The organism is Ruegeria sp. C5 (genome assembly GCF_056537605.1).
Map to the genome: position 1 here is coordinate 1,299,954 of NZ_JBQFRX010000001.1, position 23,283 is coordinate 1,323,236.

Annotated in this window: 27 protein-coding genes and 1 tRNA gene; 16 read left to right on the plus strand and 12 right to left on the minus strand. The window is 55.3% G+C overall.

Annotated elements, in window-relative coordinates; genetic code table 11:
• Positions 1–427: 427 nt before the first annotated feature.
• From ACR0AW_RS06585 to ACR0AW_RS06595, 3 genes are all read right to left on the minus strand, one after another.
• A complete protein-coding gene (locus ACR0AW_RS06585) occupies positions 428–691 on the minus strand; it encodes a hypothetical protein (RefSeq protein WP_170733189.1) in 264 nt (87 codons plus the stop codon).
• 1,352 nt (positions 692–2,043) lie between these two features.
• A complete protein-coding gene (locus ACR0AW_RS06590; RefSeq protein WP_170733190.1) occupies positions 2,044–2,289 on the minus strand; it encodes a hypothetical protein in 246 nt (81 codons plus the stop codon).
• A 708-nt stretch (positions 2,290–2,997) separates the two neighbouring features.
• The gene (locus ACR0AW_RS06595) at positions 2,998–3,246 is read right to left on the minus strand and encodes a helix-turn-helix domain-containing protein (RefSeq protein ID WP_170733191.1); all 249 of its coding nucleotides are present in this window, start codon (positions 3,244–3,246) and stop codon (positions 2,998–3,000) included.
• 125 nt (positions 3,247–3,371) lie between these two features.
• On the opposite strand from ACR0AW_RS06595, the gene ACR0AW_RS06600 reads away from it, so the two are divergent.
• Both ACR0AW_RS06600 and ACR0AW_RS06605 read left to right on the plus strand, forming a co-directional pair.
• Positions 3,372–4,154, plus strand: coding sequence for a hypothetical protein (locus ACR0AW_RS06600; RefSeq protein WP_170733192.1), 783 nt, complete (start codon positions 3,372–3,374; stop codon positions 4,152–4,154).
• 28 nt (positions 4,155–4,182) lie between these two features.
• A complete protein-coding gene (locus tag ACR0AW_RS06605) occupies positions 4,183–4,338 on the plus strand; it encodes a hypothetical protein (RefSeq protein ID WP_170733193.1) in 156 nt (51 codons plus the stop codon).
• Positions 4,339–4,702: 364 nt separating this feature from the next.
• Here the strand turns inward: ACR0AW_RS06605 and ACR0AW_RS06610 are convergent, their stop codons facing one another.
• Positions 4,703–5,407 carry a winged helix-turn-helix transcriptional regulator gene (locus tag ACR0AW_RS06610; protein WP_170733194.1) on the minus strand — a complete coding sequence of 235 codons (705 nt, stop codon included), beginning with the start codon at positions 5,405–5,407 and terminating at the stop codon, positions 4,703–4,705.
• Between the two features lie 142 nt (positions 5,408–5,549).
• On the opposite strand from ACR0AW_RS06610, the gene ACR0AW_RS06615 reads away from it, so the two are divergent.
• The 5 genes from ACR0AW_RS06615 to ACR0AW_RS06635 all read left to right on the plus strand — a co-directional run bounded on the left by ACR0AW_RS06615 (position 5,550) and on the right by ACR0AW_RS06635 (position 9,737).
• Positions 5,550–6,356, plus strand: a complete 807-nt coding sequence (locus ACR0AW_RS06615) for a class I SAM-dependent methyltransferase (RefSeq protein ID WP_170733195.1) — start codon at positions 5,550–5,552, stop codon at positions 6,354–6,356.
• A 574-nt stretch (positions 6,357–6,930) separates the two neighbouring features.
• Positions 6,931–7,494, plus strand: a complete 564-nt coding sequence (locus ACR0AW_RS06620) for a hypothetical protein (protein ID WP_480438797.1) — start codon at positions 6,931–6,933, stop codon at positions 7,492–7,494.
• A gap of 108 nt (positions 7,495–7,602) precedes the next feature.
• Positions 7,603–8,025, plus strand: a complete 423-nt coding sequence (locus ACR0AW_RS06625) for a thermonuclease family protein (RefSeq protein WP_170733197.1) — start codon at positions 7,603–7,605, stop codon at positions 8,023–8,025.
• A 17-nt stretch (positions 8,026–8,042) separates the two neighbouring features.
• A complete protein-coding gene (locus ACR0AW_RS06630; RefSeq protein WP_170733198.1) occupies positions 8,043–8,666 on the plus strand; it encodes a hypothetical protein in 624 nt (207 codons plus the stop codon).
• Between the two features lie 513 nt (positions 8,667–9,179).
• Positions 9,180–9,737: a hypothetical protein gene (locus tag ACR0AW_RS06635; protein WP_170733199.1), complete on the plus strand. Its 558-nt coding sequence runs from the start codon at positions 9,180–9,182 to the stop codon at positions 9,735–9,737.
• Positions 9,738–10,196: 459 nt separating this feature from the next.
• Here the strand turns inward: ACR0AW_RS06635 and ACR0AW_RS06640 are convergent.
• Positions 10,197–10,272 (minus strand) — tRNA-Thr (locus ACR0AW_RS06640).
• Between the two features lie 113 nt (positions 10,273–10,385).
• On the opposite strand from ACR0AW_RS06640, the gene ACR0AW_RS06645 reads away from it, so the two are divergent.
• Entirely contained in the window at positions 10,386–11,327 is a 942-nt protein-coding gene (locus ACR0AW_RS06645) for a hypothetical protein (RefSeq protein ID WP_480776492.1), read from the plus strand.
• Positions 11,328–11,337: 10 nt separating this feature from the next.
• On the opposite strand, the gene ACR0AW_RS06650 is transcribed toward ACR0AW_RS06645, so the two are convergent.
• Positions 11,338–11,604, minus strand: coding sequence for a DUF2312 domain-containing protein (locus ACR0AW_RS06650; protein ID WP_170397751.1), 267 nt, complete (start codon positions 11,602–11,604; stop codon positions 11,338–11,340).
• A 147-nt stretch (positions 11,605–11,751) separates the two neighbouring features.
• On the opposite strand from ACR0AW_RS06650, the gene ACR0AW_RS06655 reads away from it, so the two are divergent.
• The gene (locus ACR0AW_RS06655) at positions 11,752–11,970 is read left to right on the plus strand and encodes a hypothetical protein (RefSeq protein ID WP_170397154.1); all 219 of its coding nucleotides are present in this window, start codon (positions 11,752–11,754) and stop codon (positions 11,968–11,970) included.
• Between the two features lie 9 nt (positions 11,971–11,979).
• Here the strand turns inward: ACR0AW_RS06655 and ACR0AW_RS06660 are convergent, their stop codons facing one another.
• Positions 11,980–12,195, minus strand: coding sequence for a hypothetical protein (locus tag ACR0AW_RS06660; protein ID WP_170397156.1), 216 nt, complete (start codon positions 12,193–12,195; stop codon positions 11,980–11,982).
• Between the two features lie 242 nt (positions 12,196–12,437).
• Between ACR0AW_RS06660 and ACR0AW_RS06665 the strand changes: the two genes are divergently transcribed.
• Genes ACR0AW_RS06665 through ACR0AW_RS06680 form a run of 4 tightly spaced genes read left to right on the plus strand, consistent with a single transcriptional unit; the run spans position 12,438 to position 14,618 of the window.
• Positions 12,438–13,301 carry an MBL fold metallo-hydrolase gene (locus ACR0AW_RS06665; RefSeq protein ID WP_170397158.1) on the plus strand — a complete coding sequence of 288 codons (864 nt, stop codon included), beginning with the start codon at positions 12,438–12,440 and terminating at the stop codon, positions 13,299–13,301.
• 19 nt (positions 13,302–13,320) lie between these two features.
• Complete coding sequence (locus ACR0AW_RS06670; RefSeq protein ID WP_170733219.1) at positions 13,321–13,749, plus strand: YeeE/YedE family protein; 429 nt, start codon at positions 13,321–13,323, stop codon at positions 13,747–13,749.
• Positions 13,749–14,180: a DUF6691 family protein gene (locus tag ACR0AW_RS06675; protein WP_170733220.1), complete on the plus strand. Its 432-nt coding sequence runs from the start codon at positions 13,749–13,751 to the stop codon at positions 14,178–14,180. Before ACR0AW_RS06670 ends, ACR0AW_RS06675 begins: the two co-directional genes overlap by 1 nt.
• 9 nt (positions 14,181–14,189) lie before the next feature.
• Positions 14,190–14,618, plus strand: a complete 429-nt coding sequence (locus tag ACR0AW_RS06680; RefSeq protein WP_170397163.1) for a protein tyrosine phosphatase family protein — start codon at positions 14,190–14,192, stop codon at positions 14,616–14,618.
• A gap of 5 nt (positions 14,619–14,623) precedes the next feature.
• Here ACR0AW_RS06680 and ACR0AW_RS06685 read toward each other — a convergent pair whose 3' ends face one another.
• The 5 genes from ACR0AW_RS06685 to ACR0AW_RS06705 form a co-directional block, all read right to left on the minus strand.
• Positions 14,624–15,718 carry a flagellar motor switch protein FliM gene (locus ACR0AW_RS06685; RefSeq protein ID WP_170733221.1) on the minus strand — a complete coding sequence of 365 codons (1,095 nt, stop codon included), beginning with the start codon at positions 15,716–15,718 and terminating at the stop codon, positions 14,624–14,626.
• 77 nt (positions 15,719–15,795) lie between these two features.
• Positions 15,796–18,477, minus strand: a complete 2,682-nt coding sequence (locus ACR0AW_RS06690; protein ID WP_170397168.1) for an ATP-binding protein — start codon at positions 18,475–18,477, stop codon at positions 15,796–15,798.
• Positions 18,465–18,785 carry a hypothetical protein gene (locus ACR0AW_RS06695; RefSeq protein ID WP_170397170.1) on the minus strand — a complete coding sequence of 107 codons (321 nt, stop codon included), beginning with the start codon at positions 18,783–18,785 and terminating at the stop codon, positions 18,465–18,467. Before ACR0AW_RS06695 ends, ACR0AW_RS06690 begins: the two co-directional genes overlap by 13 nt.
• A complete protein-coding gene (locus ACR0AW_RS06700; protein WP_170397172.1) occupies positions 18,782–19,162 on the minus strand; it encodes a response regulator transcription factor in 381 nt (126 codons plus the stop codon). Before ACR0AW_RS06700 ends, ACR0AW_RS06695 begins: the two co-directional genes overlap by 4 nt.
• A 78-nt stretch (positions 19,163–19,240) precedes the next feature.
• Complete coding sequence (locus ACR0AW_RS06705) at positions 19,241–20,536, minus strand: helix-turn-helix transcriptional regulator (RefSeq protein WP_170733222.1); 1,296 nt, start codon at positions 20,534–20,536, stop codon at positions 19,241–19,243.
• A gap of 176 nt (positions 20,537–20,712) precedes the next feature.
• Between ACR0AW_RS06705 and ACR0AW_RS06710 the strand changes: the two genes are divergently transcribed.
• The 3 genes from ACR0AW_RS06710 to accC all read left to right on the plus strand — a co-directional run bounded on the left by ACR0AW_RS06710 (position 20,713) and on the right by accC (position 23,249).
• Entirely contained in the window at positions 20,713–21,249 is a 537-nt protein-coding gene (locus ACR0AW_RS06710) for a helix-turn-helix domain-containing protein (RefSeq protein WP_170397176.1), read from the plus strand.
• Positions 21,250–21,398: 149 nt separating this feature from the next.
• The gene (gene accB, locus ACR0AW_RS06715) at positions 21,399–21,893 is read left to right on the plus strand and encodes an acetyl-CoA carboxylase biotin carboxyl carrier protein (protein ID WP_170397178.1); all 495 of its coding nucleotides are present in this window, start codon (positions 21,399–21,401) and stop codon (positions 21,891–21,893) included.
• Positions 21,894–21,902: 9 nt separating this feature from the next.
• Complete coding sequence (accC, locus tag ACR0AW_RS06720) at positions 21,903–23,249, plus strand: acetyl-CoA carboxylase biotin carboxylase subunit (protein WP_170397180.1); 1,347 nt, start codon at positions 21,903–21,905, stop codon at positions 23,247–23,249.
• Positions 23,250–23,283 lie beyond the last annotated feature (34 nt).

Genomic DNA, 23,283 nt, shown 5'->3' on the forward strand with positions numbered 1-23,283 from the left:
AGACCATGCTCAAAGGTTGGTTAACGAGTGGTAAAAACGTCAGATGTGGCCTGAAATGGAACCTATGTTTCAAGCACGCTGATTAAAGATAAACTCATCTACTAGCATGAACGGCTTCAGTTCGAACCGCCCGCTATCTGTCGCCCTTTTTGATTGCGATTTCCGGCGCTCAATCTCGTTCAACAGAAAAAAAACGCCAGCAGGCTTACCAACGAGGTCACGTGGAACCTCGATTGTTTTGAGCGTTGACCGTGTCTGAACGCGCTCAGTCAAAACTGCCTCCAGTACTTCGATCCTGCATTGGTTTTTGCGCAGCATCGCGTGTGAATGCTACGCAATTCCCAAAGAAAAAAGCAATGCCAAGCAGTTAGTCACCAAAACCATGCGTTAATTTTGTCGCTGTTGGGGAATTCACCCTAAGAATACCCTAAGGTTTTGACGCGGGTACGATTGCTACGACTTCGACAGGAAGCATAGCAAAACCACGCTCATTGCGTTTCAGCAGAACAACGAAACCGTGTTGCTCCATGAACTCGTTGAAGCGGACTTCTTGGCCTTTTGAAAGCCCCTCGGTCGTACCGGATTTCGTACAACGGTGACATATCGCAATGCCCCATTGGTTCCGTCCGTACCAAGGGGCGTCATCTTGTATCGGGCAATCGCATAGGTGGCATCTGGTATAGTCGGCCATTGGTTTTCTCCTAAGAATTGGACCGACTCACCAATAAACCTGATTGGTTTCGCGCCAAATGCACGGCGCTTAATAACGCGAACCTGACAAAACCTGACATTCGAACCAAACCAGCAGCGAGGTTTATACAAGAACACCAGCCGTTTTCGGAGGCGGTCTTTGCGGGAAAAGAAAAACAGCACTGTGGTAAGGAATAGTAAGTAGTTCAACCGTTTTCCGAGGCGGTCTATGGGCAAAATAAATTCAACAAAACCAGTAAGGGCTTTCCGTTATCATGGATAGGAAAACGCAGGCCCTTTTCTGCAGGCAGGAAAGAAATCCCAGCCTTTCGGACATCAGAATACTTCAGGTCATAACCTAGCATTCGGCGGGCGCAAAACTGCGTCGGCTGTTAAGGTTTGTTAAGGTTCACAGACAATCCAGCCGCCAATAGCGGATGAACACCACGGCCCCGCATATCCGCCCGAGTGGATGGCCTTGTGGATGATGGCGTGAACCAAGTCATCCTTGCCGATACCGACAGGATTCTAGGCCACGTCAACGTCTGAGCCCCACGCACAGCCAGCATTAGGAGAGAGGCCCCTTCCTATTTGTCGATCCAGGAATAGCCATTTCCAGCACGGTATTGAACGCGCCTACATCGATTGCATGCCCTATCATTTGGCGTCAGATAATCCCACTGGTGCCACCCAAAAATGCAACAATACCGTAAAAATGGGTTGGAGAACCGCATTGGTCGACCCTTAGTCAGGGATTTCGAAAATACTTCGAATTTGCCGGTTTTCGTTCAAGCGACTTGTCTGGCGAGAATGATTGCCTTCTAGCGCCGCATCGGTTCTAAAAAATCAAGTAGTGATGAAAGTCTCCAGCAACAAAGGCTGAAAGCGCAACTACAAACCCCGAAGCGTAATCGGTCAATTTAAGCTGCCTTCTCTTTGGGTGTATGGTCCAATTCGCCCATTTCTGATAGTCATCAACCAGGTTTGAATTGTCAGCATGGAACATTTTATCACCCCCACCAATCGCGATGCAGTGCCTTTTTCCTTCAGAAACAGCATAGCTAAATATAGTTGAACCAACGCGGAACCTGCGGTCCGTGCTGTGGCCCCTTGGTGGGACAAGTTGACCCACCTAGAACCCTTTGTTCCCAAAGCTCTTTTCTTTTTGCGAGATGTTTCGCCAGTTGCGTTTTGGCGACCCATGTCAGCAAACCAAGCATTGCTTCGGCGCGAAATGGCTTGCACCCGAGACCGCTGCGTTAACAGGTGCGCCCCCCCCTCCCAAGGCTGGCCTCATAGAGACTATGCTAATGGTAGCGAACAAGAGGCAACAATCTCGCGCGCAGCAACTGCTTAGCCCAGGTCGAAAACTTCCATGGGTAGCATTGCGGCCGGAATTTCTATTTCACTCATTGCCTGTTCGGGTAGCGTTAAATCTGGTAGAATCGGTGCCTCTAGAGAAGACACTCCAACCGGCAGTTCAAGTAAATCAGGCAGTTCGACGTTTTCAGGTGCACCGACTTCGGGAAACTCAAGCTCCAGTTCCGCTAGGACGTCTCTTGCTTTTTGAGACGCATTTGGCAAATTTGCTGGCTTCATTTTAGTTTATCCTTTCATCTGTGTTCTGCTCTAATCTCGCTCTTACCCAAGGCTAAAGCGTGCTCACAATGTGTGTGCGGATCAACGGTAGCTGAGCGATGTTGAATTCTTTTGAAACGCGTCGTTCATCCCGCATTAACATTGTTCCCAAAATGGAAACTAAATCTCCAAATCTGGGGTTTATACCTTCGTGTTAAGTTGAGCACCGCCAATTAGAATGCACCTAACAACTTGCCCTCGCTGGAGAGGAAACATTGGGATGAGTATGGGGACCGTGGTCGACGAGGCGGCAGTTGGACGTCTGATTGTTAACCGCGTATTAACAGCGCGTTCTCTGTCCATTCAACAATACTCTGCATACTAAAGGAGACCCTCCTTTGGCACATCACTGTCAAAACTATTCATTTATTGAGGCTTGAGAATCCAATGTTGAACCTATTCTTAACACTCTCAACAGCATCAATGGGAATTATGTTTGGATTCCTAGCAAGCTTTGTTTTTGTGTAATTGCGTGTCGCACAACTCAAAATACAAACACGCCACGACAGACAGTGCGATTGCGAATGCGTTTAAACTGCGCGCACCCCTCACGAGATAATTGCGCATAGGGTTTAGCTCAGACTTGAGCAAAAGCCCGCTTTCTAGCGGTGAATAGCGGGGGAACCCTGTTTCAAGGCCCTCTTGCAGCCGTTTAGCAGGTTAGCGAATTTAGCAGGGGTTCCTGACCAGTCGCTGCCCACCTACAGACTTAGCTTCAATTCTGCCCTCACGCACCCAGCGGCTTACTGTGGACTCACTTCGGCCTACTAGCTTGGAGCATTCCTGAACAGTTATCCAATCTTGGCGCTTTGGTTTGAGCAGCACATTCAGCGCGGCCTCCATGCGATTTAGTTGACGCTCTAGTTTTTCAATTCTCGCCTTGTCGATGGCGACATAGACCACTTCTCGTTCCGGCATAAGGCTAAACTCCGCGCTACTAAGTGATGCAATCTTTGCGAATGTCACCCAGCCCAACCAGGAAATCCAAAACGGAAGCAACTGGTTACTGGCACTCCGCTAAAACTTGAGGCAATGATGCCGTCATGAAACTGTCCCGAACATTAGAGATGATGCCCAAATTGGTAAGCCGCAACATAGTCCCACAGGGTGTTGTAGATGAGGGCCGGATATTTGCCTTGGGATCATTCAGCAGCGCCAATTTGGATCATGAGCGTGTGGTTGATGTGGTCGAAGGACTCAAGGATCAAGTGCTCCAGCCATTCAGTTTACACCCCTGGGCTTTTGTCTTCGACTACTTCACTCTGGAAGTTGATGGAGAAAGCAAACCCATGACTTTGCTAGAAGTGGTTAGGCCCCAAGCGGACGGCGTGGTTGATGTTAGTCAATTTTTATTGATGACCCGCCGAACCCCTAACACTGCACAGTTTCGATTTCACCATACCCGAGACGGCACAAAAATCTTACGAGCGGCTTCCGGGATGCAAAATTCCGATCCAGAGGAAATAGCGTCACTTTCCCAATACCCGCTAGCTGTGGCCATTCTGAACACACGGGGCTGCCGGATCGATTTAAAGCGCGCACCTAGTGTCAAGAATACAAGGCGTAAGCGACTCGGCAAATCTCCAATCCCCGCGCACTACAATACTGACGCAGGTGAGTATCTAACCGCGCTCAATTCCCCCAAAGAAAGCGTGGATCGCGGCGGCATACGCGCCAGCCCGAGGCCTCACCTGAGACGCGCCCACGAGCGAGTTCAATCTGATGGCAAGCGCTCAATAATACCACCGGCGCTAGTTAACGTGCGTACCGAGGGTGATATTGCCTTTGTGGAGCGGCGAAAGGCGTATAAGCGGCTTTCTGACTGAGGCAGCCGAACACTGGAGGTAGACAAGCGTGACTAAGCTCTTAACCATCGAGCAAGCCGCCGAACTTCTTAACGTACCAAAAGGCTCTCTACGCACTGCCGCCGAAGAACACGGGTTCTTGGTCCGCATTGCCATCCTTTCGAAACTCAACGCGGCAGGCATTAAGAAAGCCCAACACATCTGAGTTGCTGTTCAATTCCATGCCTTCAGTCAGGCCCATGAAAACTGACAGTGTGTCGATGATTAGAAGATCAAAGTCACCGCCATATTGCCGCATACAGGCAAGTGGCCGTTGGCTCCGTTGGATAGCGAGCCATACCTGAAAGGACGCAAAGCTTATCTGGATCAGAAGGCAAGACGGGCCAAGAAGTCAGCATGAAATAGGCTGACTTCTCAAGCCTCCAAAACACCAAGTAGGTGAGGCTGAAAACGATCTCCAAATGTCCGCTGTCAGGCCCGAAACCGTCATCCGACAGAATTTGTCAGATGACGGCGTTGAGCCCAAACCTCCCAAATGCTACGCGCTAAGCGAACGTCCGGTGTTCTCATTACGGTCGTAGTGGAAGGATGTCAGGAACCTTGGCGTAAGGTGCGGGGGGCAGCCAGTTTTGAAATGTCCGAGCCAGTCGTGGATCACCACTGAGAAAGAAAGACCCCAGTTCCGTCTCCTTTGCCAGTGTTGTTCGCCCCATGATGATGCCACCCATCGCGACCAATGTTGTTTCAACATATAGGTCAACGTCGAGATCAGGATCGTGGACGCAAAGTTCAGGAGGCATTCCCCGCTGGGCCAAAAACCAAAATGTGTCATAGTCCGTTGGCTCATCCCTGAAATGAAAGCGGATCACGGATCGCTTGTCAGGCAGAGCATCTACCTGGAGCACGCTTTGACATTTCCACATCATAGGTGAGGCAAGTGTTCCAGCGAGCGCGACCTCTGCCTCAATGTTCTGTTGTGCCCAGACCCCGAGCGCCTTGATGACAGGTTCCAACGCTTCGGACTTCGGCGTACGGAAATAGTCCACAGCACCCGTTGCTTTGTCTTCGACACGCTCAACTAGACCATTGTGCTCCATCTCCGAAAGTCGCCGTGAAAGTACGCCGGGAGAGATGCTGCCCAGACGTCGTCGCAATGTGTTGAACCTGGTGGCTCCGGCCCAAATCTCAGTCAGGATTGGAATAGTCCATCTTGGTTCCAGTAATTGGCTGGCACGGGAAATCGGGCATAGAAGACCGTATGGTTTGACGTTCATAAGAAACTCCTCACTGCCCATCATACCCAGCAAACGCACTTGGGCTAGTACGCCTGAAGTACCAGCATCAGTACCTTCCACGCACTACTCTGACTGAACTGCGCCATGGTTGAGTTGGTCATCGCAAAGTGAGGAGAAAACGATGACACGGGACAGCACCATGACAGGGGTCGCTAACGGAGAGATGTGGGGCCATCGGGCGCAGGATTGGGCCAAGTATCAGGAGGCCTCCATTGCACCTGTATTTGACGCGGTTCTCGACCATACTGGCGTGAGCGAGGGGACAAGATATCTTGATATCGGCTGCGGGGCAGGAATGGCGGCCGCAAAAGCCAGCGCGCTGGGAGCGGTGGTGACTGGTCTAGATGCATCAAGTGCATTGATCGACATTGCCCAGTCCCGGTTACCGGCAGCAGCCTTTCACGTAGGGGATTTGCAGCAGCTCCCATTTCCAGATGGCAGCTTTGATCTGGTGACAAGCTTCAACGCGATCCAATATGCTGGGGATGTCGCCGAGGCTTTGTCCGAAGTGAAACGCGTCCTTGCACCCGGTGGCACAATTGCCATCGCGACTTGGGGCGACCCAGAAGGCATGGAAGCCGCTGAGGTAGTCACAGTTTTGAAGCCGCTCTTGCCGCCGCCTCCACCCAACGCACCGGGCCCATTCGCTTTGTCTGATGACAATGTTCTACGTCAGTTTGTCGAGAAAGGTGGGTTCGAGGCATTCGATGTATTCGATGTCGCCAGTCCTTGGTCCTATCCTGACGAACAAGCTGCAATTGCGGGCCTGGCCGCATCTGGCGTAGCTGCTAAAGCCATAAGCCTGGCGGGAAAGGAGACGGTGGATGAAGCACATCGTTCGGCGATCGAGCCTTACCGAAAGGCAGATGGTCGGGTCGAGTTCGGTGCCACTTTCAAGGTCGTGCTTGCTAAGTCAGCAAACAACTAGCGCTTTTTGCGAGTAACTCTGCTCTCAAAAGCGGTCGTTGCCGATCTCTAGACCAATGGCCGCTTTGTCCGCAAAGCTGACGTTGACCGGTTTCCATCAAGTGTCTGCTGCCCGATAAAGAAGGCGTTAAACATATGCGCCGCAATTCTATTTTTGGCAGAAAATCGAAAGAGAATGACAGGAGAAGGCAAGCATCAAAGACACACAGTCACCATCTCCCACTTTGTAATGGATTTGATTTTTGGAGACTTTTCACATGAAAAGCTTGTTCGCCGTATTCAGCACTGCGACCATGATCTTCGCAGTACCTGCGTATGCAAAACAGCCGATCCAGCCAACATTCTCTGTCACAAGAGATGTGGCGCACGGTGGTGGTTGCCGCAAAGACAGCCCGCAAGGTCAATGCTGTCATGCAGGCAAAAAACCATATCACTGCCATTGAGCCTAGCGAAAGTTGAACGCACCCGGGCGTTGGCGTCTCAAACATGCAAAAAGCATTGGTCAACTTTAGCCGTTTGATCGACAGGTTTTGGAAACCCGGAATTCGTGAAATGCACTCTAAGGAAGGTCTAAATTGAAACTGAATGCCCTGTCTGCCGGTTCAGAATGCACCATCCAGCTGATTTTCTCAGGTCGCGATATAATAAGCGCAGTGGAAAATACGCCTGATTTCTCTGTTTACCTAGAAGCCGCCAAGAAGGCTGTAATCGCCAACAAGAGGGTGGAAGAAGCCGAAGCAGATGATGCGATAAACGAAGAAGAGTTCGGAAGGCTATTGGATGCTCGCACGTCAATCGAGCGACACGCGGAACGTGAAGGCGCTCGATTAATGGAGACTGCAGAAGTCGGACACCTAATCGAAAATCCCTACCAAAATGAACGCCTGGGTTCGTATCCGATAATCGGATGGGATTTGCCTGAAGACACAAATGACATACCGCGGCCGATCACACTGATGAACGAAAACCAAATGGGCCAAGGTTACTATGAAGTGAGATGCGCCGACTTAAAGTTGATCTATGATGGGAACCTTTACTTTCCGCTCTCACGGGAGAGCATTCGCTCGTCAATTTCATACTTTCTGACGTATCGAATTTGGGAAGAGAACAAACTCAGCGAGTTGGGCTTCCAATACTAAGATAAAACGGTGAAAAAAAACGCAATGCCGATTAGCCAAATCTCTTGGGTTCGAGTGAACGTCGGCTGCAAAGGCTGCAAGACCTAAGTTGTTTGGTGAGAAATTCGCATGAAACATGTTTCTTGGATTACCTGCCTGGTATTCGCTCTGGTGAGCAGCATGGCGTATGCAGGCCAGGTTATCGAAGGCAAAGCCCGAGTTATCGACGGCGACACAATCGTTTTGTCAGGCATAAAGGTCCGCCTAAACGGTGTTGACGCGATGGAGCTGGGTACTGAAGCAGGGCAGCAAGCAAAAGCTGCTATGTCGAAGATCGTACATCGTCAGACTGTCACCTGCGAACTCAACGGCGAAAGGTCGTATGACCGCATGATTGGGGTTTGCTACGCCAACGGAAACGACGTAGCGGCAGTTTTGATTGCCAATGGTTACGCGCTTGATTGCGCGCGATATTCAGGCGGTAGGTACCAAAAGTTTGAGACGACAGCTGCGCGCACTCGGTTGTCTCAGGCAGGTTACTGTTTGCGATGATTGAAGGGTAACTGCCTATGTCAGATCAGATTTCTCACCTTCACGCGACAGGCTCGAGTGAGTATTGGAAAGAGCGATCCAAAGCCGAAGCCTCAGCAGCGGCTAAGATTGCAAACGAGGCGCTATCCGCACACGGAAGTAAGCACAGCTCAAGATTGCTCAAATTAGCCAAAGAACATGAAGAACGTTCCCGCAGGTTCGCGACATTGGCCACTCGAATTGAGCAGACTGGCGAGATCGTATTTCCCGCTGAGGACGATATTTCAAAACTACTCTCTGATGGGAAGCAGCTATCGCAACATCTTGCGACTTCGGCACATTCAACATTACCTAAAATAAAGCGGATATTGCGCAGTATCGCCTGGATTTTGGTTTGGATCGCCGTTGCTGCAGGAGGCTACTGGGTTGTAAATAAAGTCTACTTTAATCGGTGCATGAAAACAGAGATGCCAATTGCCGCAAGAGCGATGGGGGTCGACCCCGATGCTACAAATTTCAATTATTTGAGCGCTCAGTCTGCCGAACATGCGGCGTTGTGGGCAAAACGTTTTGGCGGGGAACTCGGCACTGCCTACGGCGCGATAGCTGTAGCTTGGCGCAAGTGCGAAAGCAGATCACTTCCTTCTCTCATTTGGAATTAGGGTTTATAGCTAGCTGCAATCAAACAATTGAACCTATCCTCAAAAATGCCTTTGCAGACTGAAAATGACGGCGAGCTGTTCTACACTTGCTGCGAACCACCTGCCATACCAACACTCTACCTCGGTAAGTGTTGGCGGGTTGATGTAGTATTCGAGCGCGAGCGGTTGCTTTACGACGAACTTCTGCCAATTGCTCGAGGTAACCATGAGAAAAAGACTGCGAAAACAAAGTGTAGGTCTATCTCAACTCCCCCAATCGAAGACAATCCACAAACGATGCCGATCAGCGAAATAATATCTGGCATATTGATCCTTGCTGTAGTTGGGTACCTTTTGTTTGGCCCTGACGACAACGGCCAAGGGTATCAACCCACTCGGGCCGAGTTGGAGCAAGCATTTGGTCGTTCTAGGTGGGAGTGATTTGATGGCCCCCCGGTTTTACAGACGTAAGAGTGAGCAGAAGAAATTAGTGCCAAGCAAGGAAACAGAAAGCCTGTCGCAAAGGGTCTATTCGTGCAGGAAAAAATCAAGCTACAACGGATGAGAATGATCAGCGCGTTAGGTGACTTTCAATTGGCACTTAGCGCTGCAGATTTCACGCAAGAAGCTGACGAAAACGAACGCTACAGTCATGTAGAGCTGAGACGTTTTCGCTGTTATGAACATACTGCTATAGTTTCTTATTCACGACCGTTTTCCGACGGCAAAAGTAAGGTTCCACGGCTTTCAATGAAGCAAATCCGAGCCGAACTTACAGAAGATCAAAAGAAGCTGCACAACCGGGTTATTAAGCTGAGAAACAAGCTTGTCGCACATTCGGATGCCGAAATGATGAACTTCGCGGCAAAAGCGGAGCCAATCGATATAGACAAGGACCGACCATTCTATGCGGTAATCGCCCAGCATGACGAAGGACTGCAGTTTTACAAATGGCGGGATCAGCTGGCATTTATTGATCTGATCAGGAAGGTTAGCTTCTGCCTATACTCAACGATGTCCAAAATTGCACAGGAAGAACCTGGCGCTTTCGACATGACCGTGCATTTTCCAGAGGCTTATCCGCCAAGCTAGGCAACGTAACCGAAACAAACAGGGGATCGATTGACCCGCGCGACAATGATCCTCTGTGCCGGTACGGACACCAAACGAGTATCTGAGTTTTTGCCCCCGCCCCATACTGACGGCGACAGAACCCCATCACCAGGGAAGATTGTAACAAAGTTGAAAAGGCGACACACGTCAGCCAGCTCTACCCCAACCGAAGGCATATGGCAGGCTGACATTGCATGGCTTATGGCCAGCAAGGGTTTTGATTGAGCTAGCGGATAGTATGTAGTTGGCAAAACCTGCCAAGTTTCAAATCAAGTTGTCTTTTTTCCCTGGCTATTTTGGCTCTGCCAGATTGGAGAAACTGGGTTTTCAATGCGCGCGCAGTTTCTCCAATCTGGGTTTCGCAACACACACAGGTAGCACGAGGGTAGCACAGGATTGCATTCATCCTGTCTCTGACTCTGTAACCCATTGAAAAGATGGTGCCCCCACACGGACTCGAACCGCGGACCTACTGATTACAAATCAGTTGCTCTACCAGCTGAGCTATAGGGGCACTGGGTGTCGATTAATATCTCGGAACAGGGACTGCAAGCCCGAAATTTCGGGTCATCTTAACTTTGTGCTGGTTTGCCTTAGGATAACAGTAATAACAGGCCTCATCCGAATTTGACTGCACCGGGGACAGGTTGTAACCCAAGCGGCGATCCCGACCGAGGTGAGGACAATTCCGATATGCAGATGGTCATCCAAGCCGGAGCGCACTTTACCGACCATGATCACCTGCTCAATCTACTGCAGGTGAATGCGGATCTGGTTGCGGGAAATCATACTGCCTTCTGGGGGCTTCGTCCGTTCAGAAAGATCTTTCGACCTGCGCTGAAACCCTCTGCCGACCGGCCATCACATCAGGATACACTGGCGCGATTTCATAAACTGTTCCCCAACGGGCAGCAGGTTGACCGGGCGATCTTGTCGAGCGCGCTTTACCTGGGGGAACGACCTTCCATCATCATGGATGGGCAATTTTACGCGAATGCCGGTCAAAGGTTGGCCTATCTGGATAATCTGTTCAGCGATTCGACGGTTGAGCTATTCGTGGGGCTACGTAATCCCGGCAGCTTTATTCCCAAGGTGCTGATGCTGCTGTCGGCGCCTGAGCGCGAGCATATCATTGCCACCACCGATCTGAGTTGCCTGAGTTGGCTCGCCATGATCGAAGACATTCGCGACCTAGCGCCAGATGTCAAAATCACTTTGTGGAGCAATGAGGATTCGCCGCTGATCTGCGGCGACATCGCGCGCGCACTTGTAGGGCTACCCGAGGACACGCCGCTGGAACAGGAATACGCGCTGCTGTCCTCACTTGTCTCAGACATGGGTAAACAGGAGATTCAGAGCTTGTTAGAGCATCAAGCGGCCCCCAATGATCCCGTGCTCAGGGGCAGGCTGGCGCAGGTGTTTCAGCAGCATGCACTGACGGATGAAATCGAAGAAGAGGTGGAGCTGCCTGGCTGGAACGAAGATATCGTTACCGCCTTTACCGAGCTTTATGAGCAGGATCTGGCACGGCTGCAGACCATGCCAGATATCCGTTTCTTGAATCCGTGAGCGGCCGACGCTACATGCCCAGCGCTTCCTTGTACATTTCCAGTACCGCCTCTTCCTCGGCGATGTCGTCCTTGTCGCGCTTGCGAAGAGCGACGACTTTGCGCATGACCTTGGTGTCGTAGCCGCGGGCCTTGGCCTCGGCCATGACCTCTTTCTGCTGGTCAGCGATGTCTTTCTTTTCGGCCTCAAGACGCTCGAACCGTTCGACGAACTGGCGCAGCTCGCCTGCGGTCACTCGGTAGTTGGCTGCGGCCTGATCTTCGGTGATGTCTTCCATCTGCGTCTCTCCCAAGGGCTGAAAATAAGGTGCCGGATACATCGGCACCGACCCGACCGCAAGCGTGCATTCTGCACGGTGGGCTTGTCTGACCTGCGCCGATCCGATAAGCGCGGTCACGGATCCAAAGGGTGAGCGTAAACAACCATGTTCGACATTATCGTCTGGGGCGGGGCCGCCCTGTCTGTGGCCGGGCTGGTCGGTCTGGTCTGGTGCATCCTGCAAGTGATGAAAGCGCGCAAAGCCAACCTGACGGATGACGAGTTGCGCGCTGCAGTTCAGGGTGTTCTGCCTTGGAATCTGGCGTCGCTTTTCCTGTCGGTACTTGGGCTGATGATGGTTATCCTGGGCATTTCGCTGGGATAACCAGATCGATCAGATCGGCATATTGTCGAACCGCGCCTCAAGCACGTCTTCGCATAGCGCAGCATCCAGCCGACGCAAGCGCGATGGGATATGAACCCCCTGCGCGCGCATTTTATCCAGAACCATGCTGACATGTGGCTGAAGCTCGAGCCGGGTCTCAAGACACGCACCATTCAGCTTTTGTTCAAGCCGTTCCGCTTCGGTAAAAAGATCCTGAGCAGTCATTTCCTTCCTCCCATATGGTGCCAATGTGCCTGATATAGGTAACGAGTTTAAGACGAGCACGAGACCGAAACAAAACATCGCGAATTCTTGCCTAGTCAGGCAAAAAACCGTCAATATGTCCGTGGTCGCCTAAAGCATACGCTCAAATTGCGGAGATTGCTTTGACAGACATCAACTCGTGATTAGGGGCTTTAAACATATTCCACTATTGTTATATGTATACAAGCTGAACGGAGGAACCCATGACGCCCAGTGTGAAAGCTTTTTTCGACCCGCAGACCTTCACCGTCTCTTACGTTGTGCAGGAACCTCAGGGGCAGGCCTGCGCCATCATCGACAGTGTATTGGATTTCGATCACGCCTCGGGGCGGACCGATACCAGCTCGGCCGACCAGATTGTCGACTATGTGACGGCACAGGGACTGAAGGTGGAATGGATTCTGGAAAGCCATGTCCATGCCGACCACCTGTCAGCAGCCCCTTACCTACAGGAAAAGCTGGGTGGTCAGATCGGGATTGGCGAGAATATCGTGGTCGTTCAGGACACGTTCGGCAAGGTCTTCAACGAAGGCACCGAGTTTCAGCGTGATGGCAGCCAGTTCGATGCACTGTTTGCCGAAGGGTCCAGCTTTCACATCGGCCAGATGCGCGGGGACGTTTTGCACACGCCAGGCCATACGCCCGCCTGCATGACCTATGTGATCGGCGATGCGGCCTTTGTGGGCGATACGCTGTTCATGCCGGATTTCGGAACTGCCCGATGCGATTTTCCCGGCGGGTCATCGGCGGACCTGTATGCCTCGATCCAGAAAATCCTGTCTCTGCCCGACGAGACGCGGATTTTTGTAGGCCATGATTACAAAGCGCCTGGTCGCGATGAATACGCGTGGGAGACCACGGTTGGCGAACAAAAGGCGCTGAACGTTCATATCGGTCAGGGCCGCAGCGTCGAAGAATTTGTCGAGATGCGCGATGCGCGGGATGCAACCCTTGCGATGCCGCGCCTGATTTTGCCCTCGCTGCAGGTCAATATGCGGGCCGGTCAGATGCCACCAGCGGATGAGCAGGGCGACGTATTCATGAAAATCCCAGTCAATAAGCTATGATACGAGGGCAGACGAGACAATGAATATCGAATGGATTTCGGGTCTGGCTGGTGGTCTGCTGATCGGGCTGGGTGCCAGCGTTTATCTGCTGTGTAATGGGCGGATCATGGGGGCGAGCGGCATATTGGGCGGGCTGCTGGAACGCAGCGACCGGAGCGTAATGACTGAACGCCTGGCTTTCGTCGCGGGCTTGATCGGGATGCCCTTTTTGCTGCGCCCATTGATTGCGCCGCAGGCCGAGACCCATTTGACCCCGGATCTGGCGATCGTGATCCTTGCTGGGCTGCTGGTGGGGGCTGGAACACGGATCGCCAATGGCTGCACGTCGGGTCACGGCGTTTGTGGGATTTCTCGCTTCTCGTTGCGCGGGATCGTCGCAACGGTGTTCTACATCCTTGCAGGTGGCCTGACGGTTGCGCTGTTTCGCCATGCTTTGGGGGTGATCTAATGCGCGCAGTGTTTGCTTTTCTCGCCGGATCGCTGTTCGGCATCGGGCTTTTGATCTCAGGCATGACCGACACCACCAAGGTGCAGGGGTGGCTGGATGTGTTCGGCAATTGGGACCCGACGCTCGCCTTTGTCATGGGCGGGGCGATCCTGCCGATGCTGGTGGCGTGGCGATTGACACGGAACAGGGTCCCTTTTGTGGGCGGACAGTTCCCCGCCCCGCCCCGTGTTGAACTGGATCGCCGTCTGATCGTCGGGTCGGTCCTGTTCGGCGTCGGTTGGGGATTGGCGGGTTTGTGCCCGGGCCCGGCGATGGCCTCGCTTGGATATGGAGGCGTTGGCGGGATTGTGTTCCTGATTGCGATGATCGCGGGCATGTTTGCGGCACCAAAGCTGGGTGCGCAACTGGACAGGATCGCCGACGCAGCCTAAGCAATTGCCATGGAGATTCGACCGATAACCCCCCGCTACGCCGTCTCACCTCAGATCTCGGTGGAGGACGTGCCAGCCATTGCCGAGGCCGGTTTCGTCAAGGTGATCTGCAACCGTCCCAATACCGAAGTTCCGCCGGATCAGCAGTCAGACGCCATCGGTCAAGCCGTTCGCGAGGCCGGGATGGAATATGAGGTTCTGGAGTTGACACACCAGACGATGACACCGGAAAACGTGGCGCTGCAACGCGATCTGGCCGAAAGCTGCAGCGGGCCGGTTCTGGCCTATTGCGCCTCTGGCACACGATGTTCGGTGGTCTGGGCGCTGGGACAATGCGATCGGCTAAGCACGGATGAAATCCTCGATGCGACCGGAAAAGCGGGCTATGCGCTCGACGGGTTACGCCCGGCATTGGAACAGCTGCGAGGGCGCGGATAAGCCTCTTAGTCGCGGCCATTGCCTTCGGGCGCTGGTAGACCGGCGAGGTGCGAGATTTCCGTGACACGCTGTTCGGAACTGGCAGGCAACAAGTCGTCGGGTTCCAGGAGGGAATCCTCGGTCGTCAGATCATGCGCTACAATATCGTCATCAAGCGGGGACGACATCTCGTCATCCGGAGCCGAGGGCGTCAAGCTTGATTTGCTGGCCAGAAATCCGGCGCAGTCCTTGGCGGGCAACGCAGTAGGAGGGCCTTGTTCGTTGATCCGTACCGCACGCATTCCGCCGCACTGACCCAGACGTCCGATGGCGGTTCGGGCACGATCGATTGACAGAACTTCAACCCGATCCACCCGCGCGCCCTGCAGCGGCAGGACATCCCCGACGGACAATTCCGAAAGCGCTGTCAACGGCAAAGACAGGCGGCAGATCACGGTGTTCAGCTCAGCCCGAATTACCCCGGATGCCTGATCCAGATTCACCCCCGATTGGGTGATATCCGCAACCTGTTCCTGATCCGAGAGCGGGCGCTCGGGCAGCAGGATACAGACCTCGCCCTGACGCGGACCACCGGCAAGTTCGACCGTCAGATCAAACATGCGATAGACCTCATCCACCAGCGCCAGGTTCAGTGCGCGCCGACCCTCGGCGCGTGAGGTGAACTCATACCCGGACAGGCTGGCCATGTCTGCCGGGGACTCAACCAGTTTCAGCGCCCGGCTCAGCATATCCTCGATCAGAGGGGCGACCATGGCAGCGTCGGTGTCGGTAAACGCACGCTCGGGTGGTGGGTCAGAGGTGACCATGGCAATCGTTTGCTGCTGGACGATGGCAGAGACGCAACCCGGGTCCAGACAGGCCGCGGCCAGGCCGCCCTGATCCGAGGTAAACAGCAGCATCAACCACCCCTCATTCAGCCGGTCGGCTATATCTTCCTGCGCACGTACGGCCTGCTTTGCCCCGATGACCGACAGCGCCAGCCCCATGCTTTCGCCGGAGGCGCGTGCCAACCCCAGCCGCAAGGCGCGCAGGACCGAGCGGGGCGTGTCGGCACCGCATTGCCCCGCTGAAAGCTTTCGTGCCAGTGCTGATGTGGTCATGGCCCCGTTCCGCCGTTTGTCGATGCGATGACGATTTGTCTAACCCGGCGGAGGTTACGAATGTCTTTAAGACGCCCTCATTGCGCGGCCTGACGAAAAGCCAGCGGAAGGCTGACGCGGAAGGCCGCCCCTCCCTGCCCCGGCAGATAGGCAACTTCGCCGCCCAAGCGCTGCATAATCTCTCGGCAGATCGCCAGCCCCAACCCTGCCCCGCCTGCCTTGTCCGAGCCGACGCGGGCAAATTTTTCGAATACCATCGATTGCGCCTCGGCCGGGATACCACCACCGTTGTCGATGAAATCGATTACCACTTGCCCGCCGACATCATGGGCCGAGATGGTCAGCACCGGTTCAATGGCGTCGCAATATTTCTGGGCGTTGGAAATCAGGTTGATGAACACCTGCCCCAGCCGATCGAGATCCGTGTGCAGCGGGATACGTTCACTTGCGCGCACCCGCCGTACGCCAATCTTTCGATCGCTGCCCGCCAGCGCGCTTGAAACGGCGCGGTCCAGAACTTCGCTTAGGGTGGCTTCGCCCATGTTCAGGCTAACCTGGCCGCTTTCCAGCACGCTAAGGTCGAGCAGATCATCCAGTAGCCGGGTCAGACGCAGCGACTCATCATGTATGATCGCAGCATAACGGATTTGTTCCTCGGCGCTGAGGCCATCGGTGTCGCGCATAATTTCAGAAAACGCCCGAATCGAGGTCATGGGCGTGCGCAATTCGTGGCTGACCTGGCTAAGAAACGCGTCTTTCTGTTTCGAGACTTGCGTAAGCTTGGCATTCGCCTCGCGCAATTGCCGCGCTGTGCGGCTGAGCTCAGTCGATTTCGCCTCAAGTTGGCTGGAATATTCCAACATCTGCGCGGACTCGTCGGCAACGGCCAACAGGTCTTCGACAGACACAGACGCCCCGCCAACGATCTGACCGATCATCGCATGGGCGGTTGCGGCCCCGACCGAGCCGCTGAGTTCGCGTTCCAGTCGTTCCAGAAACTGCGGCGTAGGCTCGGGCAGTCGTCCGGGGCGACCATTCTGGCGCTCGGCTTCGGCTTGAAAGAACTCTTGCGCGGGAATAGTGCCCAGAATCCGCTGGGTCATGATCATCAGGTCTTCGCTTTGCGCAACCGAACCGGTCCAGCCACGGGCTGAAACTGAATGGTCAAATACATTTACGAATTGCGCACCCTGAAGGCGTTCCAGCGGGCTGGGGAAGCTGAGCATCGAGGCGACACAGAAGGCGATTGTATTCAGCGACAGCGACCACATGACCGTATGCACCATCGGGTCGATCCCTTCGATCCCGAACAACGCCTGCGGGCGGAGCCAACCCCAGCCGAAGGGCCCGTTTTCAATCACCGATGCCGGGACAATGCCGCCACCCATGCCAGGCAGCAGCAGTGTGTAAATCCAGAGAAAGAACCCGACGCTGAGCCCGACCAACGCCCCAGTTCGGGTCGCGCCGCGCCAGAACAGGCCGCCCACCAGTGCGGGCAGAATCTGGGAAATCCCGGCAAAGGCCACCAGCCCGATCGAGGTCAGGGCAGCCCCGCCCCCCGAAAGCTGGAAGTAGAAATAGCCCAACGCCATGATCGCCGCGATCGAGACACGTCGTGCCATCAGCACGACTGTTCGCACATCACCAGAGACCGACGCGGTGCCTTCCTGCGTATTCAGCCAGATCGGCATGACCACATGGTTCGAGACCATGGTTGACAGCGCCATCGCTGTAACGATCACCATTGATGTGGCCGAGGAAAACCCGCCGATGAACGACAGCATCGCCAACCAGTCATTGCCCTGCGACAGCGGCACGGTCAGCACAAACAGGTCGGGGTTCGAGCCTTCGGGCATCAGGTCCAACCCAACGACGGCGATGGGCACGACAAACAAGCTCATCAGCAGCAGGTAGAGCGGAAAGGCCCAGGCGGCGGTGCGCAGGTGGCTTTCATCGTCATTCTCGACCACCATGACCTGAAACATCCGTGGCAGGCAGACAAAGGCCGCTGCCGAAAGAAAAATGAAAGTGGTCCAGCGCCCGGCATCCACATGCCATTGGCCAATTTCCGAGGCATCGATCTGATCCATCATCGGCCCCAAGCCGCCAGCGACGCCCCAGACAACAAAGATGCCAACGGCCAGAAGGGCGAAGAGTTTCACCACAGATTCCAACGCAATAGCGGTAACAACGCCGTGGTGGCGCTCATTGGCATCCAGATTGCGCGTCCCGAACAGGATCGCGAAGACGGCCAAGCCCGCCGCGACCCAGAACACGCTAGAGCCTTCGCGATAGAGACCTGAGGGATCGGCCTCGGCAAAGATCGAAAAGGACAGCGTGATCGACTGCAATTGCAGCGCGATATAAGGCGTGCCGCCCAACACCGCCAGAATGGTCACGCAGACCGCCAGTGTGTTGGACTTGCCGTATCGTGACGAGATCAGGTCAGCGATCGACGTCACGCGCTGGCTGCGTCCGATGCGCACGAGTTTGCGCAGGCCCCACCACCAACTGATCATCACCAGTGTAGGACCCAGATAGATGGTTACGAATTCAAGCCCAGAACGCGCGGCGTTGCCAACCGCGCCATAAAACGTCCATGCAGTGCAATAGATCGACAGTGACAGGGTGTAGATCAGCGGGGAACGCAACCATTTCCCGCCGCCACGCGCAGCCAGCCGGTCCGCTGCGAAGGCGACACCGAACAGAAGAACCACATAGCCCAGACAGACCAGAATCAGGACATTCAGGGTTGCCATGTCTCGGCCTCGGGCTCGGCAGTCTCGCGCGCGGTCATGCGTTTGGCGACGAAGCCGAAGATCACGCTGATCAGGATCAGAACACCCCAGCACGCAAAGATGTAGAACATGGCCGTCGATAGCGACAGAGCCTCGGCGCCTGCGCTATCATCCGGCCATAGAAGCGGCAGCGCGAGCATTGCGGCACCTAGAAACGGCAGCAGCCGCGCTGCATCCGCCAGCCTGCGCCGACGATAGCTTTGCCGTTCCAGAAACAGGGACGGACGAACTGGCGAGGGCCGATCTTTGCCGTCGCCCGCGGAGCTCATAACTGAGACGCCTGCGCATGCAGGTCGCGCACCGCTGTCAGGACTTCGGTGTTCGAAAACGGCTTGGTCATGAATCGGCTGACCCCTGCCTGTTCGGCCATTTCACGATCCCGGGATTGCCCGCGCGCGGTCAGCATCAAAACCGGCAACGCCTTCATATCATCATGTTCGCGCAGATCACGCAGCACATCCATCCCGCTTTTTCCCGGCAACATCACATCCAGAATCACCAGATTGGGCCGCGCGGACAGAATCACCTGCACCGCATCCGTTCCCTCGGCATGGGTTTCAACCTGCCACCCCTCGCGTGTCAGCAGAAACCGGATCGCCTCGGTGATGTTGGGCTCATCCTCGATCAACAGAACCTTGCGGCTCATATTTGCATATCCTCCCCATGACGGATTGCACGTCCGGCCACCCGTCCAGCCCAGATTAAGCGCTGTGTCACGAAACTGTCAAAACCCTTCGCTCAGGATCGATGGCTCGCGCCGCGCGCTGCATTCGCGTTTCGGGCATATCCGACAACTGGCTCCGGCTTGCGCCGCGTTTTCCGCAGGCTGCACCGTGTCTTCGACCGGCAGCACCAGCATGACCGATCGGTAGACCGGCTCGGCTCCGAATTCCTTAGCTGGCTGAGGGGTTGCGATTGCAAAACACTCAAACTCAGCAGCAGTTCGACCAAGCTGAACGACCCGTTTCCGGATCGGGACCAAGGGCCGATTCAAGGCGGTGAACAAGGGCCAGAGCGGACAGGCCTCGCCATGGCGCGGCAGGGCAAACCCCGGCGCGGGTTTAAAAAACAGAACGCTGCCGGAGGCGTCGCAAATCACCAAGCCAGCCGGACGCGCCAGCGTGCCTTCAGGCAGAAAGGCCAACCGTCGCAGCACCGAAGCAAGGTCCACTGAAAACACCGTCGCCAACGCCAGAGGATCGGGGTTTGCTGCATCCAGCGCGGCACACACCTGATCCAGCGGCATAGCGCGCGCGTCGGCGGCATAAAGGTCCAGCAACCCCGAAGCCACAGTGTTGGCCGCAGCGGAATCGAGCCCATCCAGCGGCACTTCGGTCAATTGCCCACCGGCTTCGAGTTCCGGGAAATGATATCCTTGCTCGGCAAAAAACGCCTCGACCGCGTCCAGTGGGATACCGCGCAGATCGCGCTGCCCGTCACTGTCATCCAGATAGGTCACCAGCGCTTTGGAGCTTTCGGCCAGTCGTTCGGCATCCTGATGCAAGTTGCGATGGAAACGGTCGCGCCATTCCGGTTCGATCTCTCCCGGTTCAGCCAAGATTGCAGCTGTTGAGCGGATGGCGGCGGCGGTCGACAGCACCTCGTGCATTGAGGCCGCCAGATGCGGGTCATGGGTCAGTCGGTCGGAAAGAACTTCGACAGTGCGCTCCAGCGACACTACGCGGCGATGCATCTGCGCCAGAACACCCGACCAACCGGGAAAGCGGCCGGCGAATTCTTCCAGCCCGTCCACCTCGGCCTTTTGGCCGACTGCATCCGCCGCGGCCTCGCGCAGAGCGGCGATGAGCGTCTCTTCGATCCCTTGAGTCAGCAGCGACGGCTCGACGGACAAAGCCGCCGCGATATCGACAAGCAGTTTGCCCCCAATGCGGCGGCGGTTGTGCTCGATCAGGTTCAGATACGATGCCGAAATCCCCACCTGCCGCGCCAGTTCCGCCTGTCGCAGCCCAGAGATTTGCCGTCTTTCGCGTATCCGGCTGCCGGTCAGCGTGTCGCGCATGGCGTTTATGTCCTTGGCTACTGCGGCTGCATTTTCAGATTAACTAAGTAATTATTATCTGTTGCCGACTAATTTTCAAAGAAGATTTACAACTTTGACAACGGCCAGAGAAAGAAACCCACCCTTTCCTGCCGCCCACCCTTCTCTTTCGACGCAATACCCGTCACCATAAGAACATGAGCGATCCCGCCTTTGAATACGCCCCCATCGGCCTTGTTGAGCTTGAGAACCGGATCATCCGACGGTGCAATCTGCAATTTGCGCGGACCTTTGGCGGGGATGAGGTTGACTATCGCAACATGCCCCTGCTGCATCTTTATCCTTCGGTCGCCGATTGGGAACGGATCGGCGCGCGTAGTCTGCAGGTGATGCGCGATACAGGCTATTACACAGACGAACGGGTGATGCGGCGACGCGACGGTGACCTGTTCTGGTGCCGAGCGCGGGGGCGTTCGCTGACGCCAGACGATCCGTTCCGGCACGGGATATGGAGCTTTTCGGACATCTCGGAAGAGCGCCCCTTGGTGCAATTGACAACCCGCGAACGCGAAGTGGCCATCCTGTCATGCCGGGGTTTATCCGCGAAGGAAATTGGCGTTGAACTTGGGCTAAGTTACCGCACGATCGAGGCCTATCGCGCCCGACTTTTGGAAAAATACGGAGCCCGCAAGCTACCAGAACTGGTCGCAAAATTGTCTGGAACGCCGCTGTAATCGCGACAGCCCTCGTAATTCGCGCAAAAACCCCCATTTGGCAGGCTTAGACGGCGCTTTTCATGGCCGTCTGCATGGCTTATAACCCTGCGTAATCAAACCAAGCCCGCAGCAAACAGACGGGCATAGGGGAACCTTCGAGGACACTCATGACAGATACCAAACACGAAGCGGATGTCGCGTTTATCAAGGCACTGGCCGAACTGCTGCGCGAGAATGACCTGACCGAATTGCAGGTCAAGCGCGAATATGGCGAGGAAGACAGCCTGAATGTCCGTGTCAGCCGCATGTCGCAGACCGTGGCCGCTCCGGTTCAGGTTGCGGTTCCTGCGGCTGCACCGGTTGCCGCACCTGCTGCCGCGCCGGCCGCTGCCGAAGCACCCGCTGCCGTGGATGATCCCGCCAGCCATCCAGGCGCTGTGACCTCGCCCATGGTGGGTACGGTTTACATGCAACCGGAACCGGGCGCGCCTGCGTTTATCTCGGTCGGTGCATCGGTCTCGGAAGGTGACACGCTATTGATTGTCGAAGCCATGAAGACAATGAACCACATCCACGCACCCAAGTCGGGCACCATCAAACGCATTCTGGTCGGCGATGGTGATGCTGTGGAATTCGGCACGCCTCTGGTCATCGTTGAGTAAGGCGGGCCCATGTTCGACAAAATCCTGATTGCCAACCGAGGCGAGATCGCCCTGCGTGTGATCCGTGCTGCGCGCGAGATGGGGATCAAGACGGTTGCCGTGCACTCCACCGCCGACAGCGATGCGATGCATGTGCGCATGGCGGACGAATCGGTCTGCATCGGCCCCCCGCCCAGCCCGCAAAGCTATCTGTCCGTGCCCGCGATCATCTCGGCCTGTGAAATCACCGGCGCGCAGGCGATCCATCCCGGCTATGGCTTCCTGTCCGAGAATGCCGAGTTCGTGCAGATCGTCGAAGATCACGGCATTACCTTCATCGGACCCACCGCCGAGCATATTCGTGTCATGGGTGACAAGATCACCGCCAAGGACACGATGAAGGAACTGGGTGTACCTTGCGTTCCCGGTTCGGACGGCGGCGTTCCCACGCTGGCCGACGCCAAGCGTATCGGCGAGGAATTCGGCTATCCCGTGATCATCAAGGCCACCGCCGGCGGCGGCGGTCGCGGCATGAAGGTGGCACAAAACGCCGATGAGATGGAAAGCGCCTTCATGACCGCACGCGCCGAGGGCAAGGCCGCCTTTGGCAATGATGAGGTCTATATCGAGAAATATCTGACCACCCCCCGCCATATCGAGATTCAGGTCTTCGGCGATGGCAAGGGAAAGGCAGTGCATTTGGGCGAACGCGACTGTTCGCTGCAGCGTCGCCACCAGAAGGTGTTCGAAGAAGCCCCCGGCCCCAGTATCACGCCGGAAGAACGTGCGAAGATCGGTAAGATCTGCGCCGACGCGGTCGCCAAGATCAACTATATCGGCGCGGGCACCATCGAGTTCCTTTATGAAAATGGCGAGTTCTACTTCATTGAAATGAACACGCGTCTACAAGTGGAACACCCCGTGACCGAAGGCATCTTCGGCGTCGATCTGGTGCGCGAACAAATCCGCGTCGCCGCTGGTGAGGACATGTCGTTCGGTCAGGACGATCTCGAGATCAATGGCCACGCCATCGAGGTTCGCATCAACGCGGAAAAACTGCCGAACTTCTCGCCCTGCCCGGGCAAGATTACGGCCTATCACGCGCCAGGTGGTCTGGGCGTGCGGATGGATTCCGCGCTCTATGACGGCTATTCGATCCCGCCGTATTACGACTCGTTGATCGCCAAACTGATCGTTCAGGGCCGTGACCGGGCTGAAGCTTTGGCCCGTCTGGAACGTGCTTTGGGCGAGTTGATCGTCGACGGTATCGACACCACCGTGCCGCTGTTCCACGCCCTGCTGCAGGAACCTGACCTGCACAGCGGCGAGTACAACATCCACTGGCTGGAGCACTGGCTTGCGGAGAACATGGCCTAATCTGACCAAAGGGCCGAAGGATAACCCCCCTTCG

Bases quoted from the DNA above. Each gene is read 5' to 3' on its own strand.
- ACR0AW_RS06610 (WP_170733194.1), bottom strand. From the start codon at position 5,407: ATGAACGTCAAACCATACGGTCTTCTATGCCCGATTTCCCGTGCCAGC.
- ACR0AW_RS06590 (WP_170733190.1), bottom strand. From the start codon at position 2,289: ATGAAGCCAGCAAATTTGCCAAATGCGTCTCAAAAAGCAAGAGACGTC.
- ACR0AW_RS06625 (WP_170733197.1), top strand. From the start codon at position 7,603: ATGAAACATGTTTCTTGGATTACCTGCCTGGTATTCGCTCTGGTGAGC.
- ACR0AW_RS06695 (WP_170397170.1), bottom strand. From the start codon at position 18,785: ATGAGCTCCGCGGGCGACGGCAAAGATCGGCCCTCGCCAGTTCGTCCG.
- ACR0AW_RS06650 (WP_170397751.1), bottom strand. From the start codon at position 11,604: ATGGAAGACATCACCGAAGATCAGGCCGCAGCCAACTACCGAGTGACC.
- ACR0AW_RS06630 (WP_170733198.1), top strand. From the start codon at position 8,043: ATGTCAGATCAGATTTCTCACCTTCACGCGACAGGCTCGAGTGAGTAT.
- ACR0AW_RS06615 (WP_170733195.1), top strand. From the start codon at position 5,550: ATGACACGGGACAGCACCATGACAGGGGTCGCTAACGGAGAGATGTGG.
- accB (WP_170397178.1), top strand. From the start codon at position 21,399: ATGACAGATACCAAACACGAAGCGGATGTCGCGTTTATCAAGGCACTG.
- ACR0AW_RS06600 (WP_170733192.1), top strand. From the start codon at position 3,372: ATGAAACTGTCCCGAACATTAGAGATGATGCCCAAATTGGTAAGCCGC.
- ACR0AW_RS06655 (WP_170397154.1), top strand. From the start codon at position 11,752: ATGTTCGACATTATCGTCTGGGGCGGGGCCGCCCTGTCTGTGGCCGGG.
- ACR0AW_RS06675 (WP_170733220.1), top strand. From the start codon at position 13,749: ATGCGCGCAGTGTTTGCTTTTCTCGCCGGATCGCTGTTCGGCATCGGG.
- ACR0AW_RS06685 (WP_170733221.1), bottom strand. From the start codon at position 15,718: ATGACCACATCAGCACTGGCACGAAAGCTTTCAGCGGGGCAATGCGGT.
- ACR0AW_RS06665 (WP_170397158.1), top strand. From the start codon at position 12,438: ATGACGCCCAGTGTGAAAGCTTTTTTCGACCCGCAGACCTTCACCGTC.
- ACR0AW_RS06705 (WP_170733222.1), bottom strand. From the start codon at position 20,536: ATGCGCGACACGCTGACCGGCAGCCGGATACGCGAAAGACGGCAAATC.
- ACR0AW_RS06700 (WP_170397172.1), bottom strand. From the start codon at position 19,162: ATGAGCCGCAAGGTTCTGTTGATCGAGGATGAGCCCAACATCACCGAG.
- ACR0AW_RS06690 (WP_170397168.1), bottom strand. From the start codon at position 18,477: ATGGCAACCCTGAATGTCCTGATTCTGGTCTGTCTGGGCTATGTGGTT.
- ACR0AW_RS06660 (WP_170397156.1), bottom strand. From the start codon at position 12,195: ATGACTGCTCAGGATCTTTTTACCGAAGCGGAACGGCTTGAACAAAAG.
- ACR0AW_RS06595 (WP_170733191.1), bottom strand. From the start codon at position 3,246: ATGCCGGAACGAGAAGTGGTCTATGTCGCCATCGACAAGGCGAGAATT.
- ACR0AW_RS06710 (WP_170397176.1), top strand. From the start codon at position 20,713: ATGAGCGATCCCGCCTTTGAATACGCCCCCATCGGCCTTGTTGAGCTT.
- ACR0AW_RS06670 (WP_170733219.1), top strand. From the start codon at position 13,321: ATGAATATCGAATGGATTTCGGGTCTGGCTGGTGGTCTGCTGATCGGG.
- ACR0AW_RS06585 (WP_170733189.1), bottom strand. From the start codon at position 691: ATGGCCGACTATACCAGATGCCACCTATGCGATTGCCCGATACAAGAT.
- ACR0AW_RS06680 (WP_170397163.1), top strand. From the start codon at position 14,190: ATGGAGATTCGACCGATAACCCCCCGCTACGCCGTCTCACCTCAGATC.
- accC (WP_170397180.1), top strand. From the start codon at position 21,903: ATGTTCGACAAAATCCTGATTGCCAACCGAGGCGAGATCGCCCTGCGT.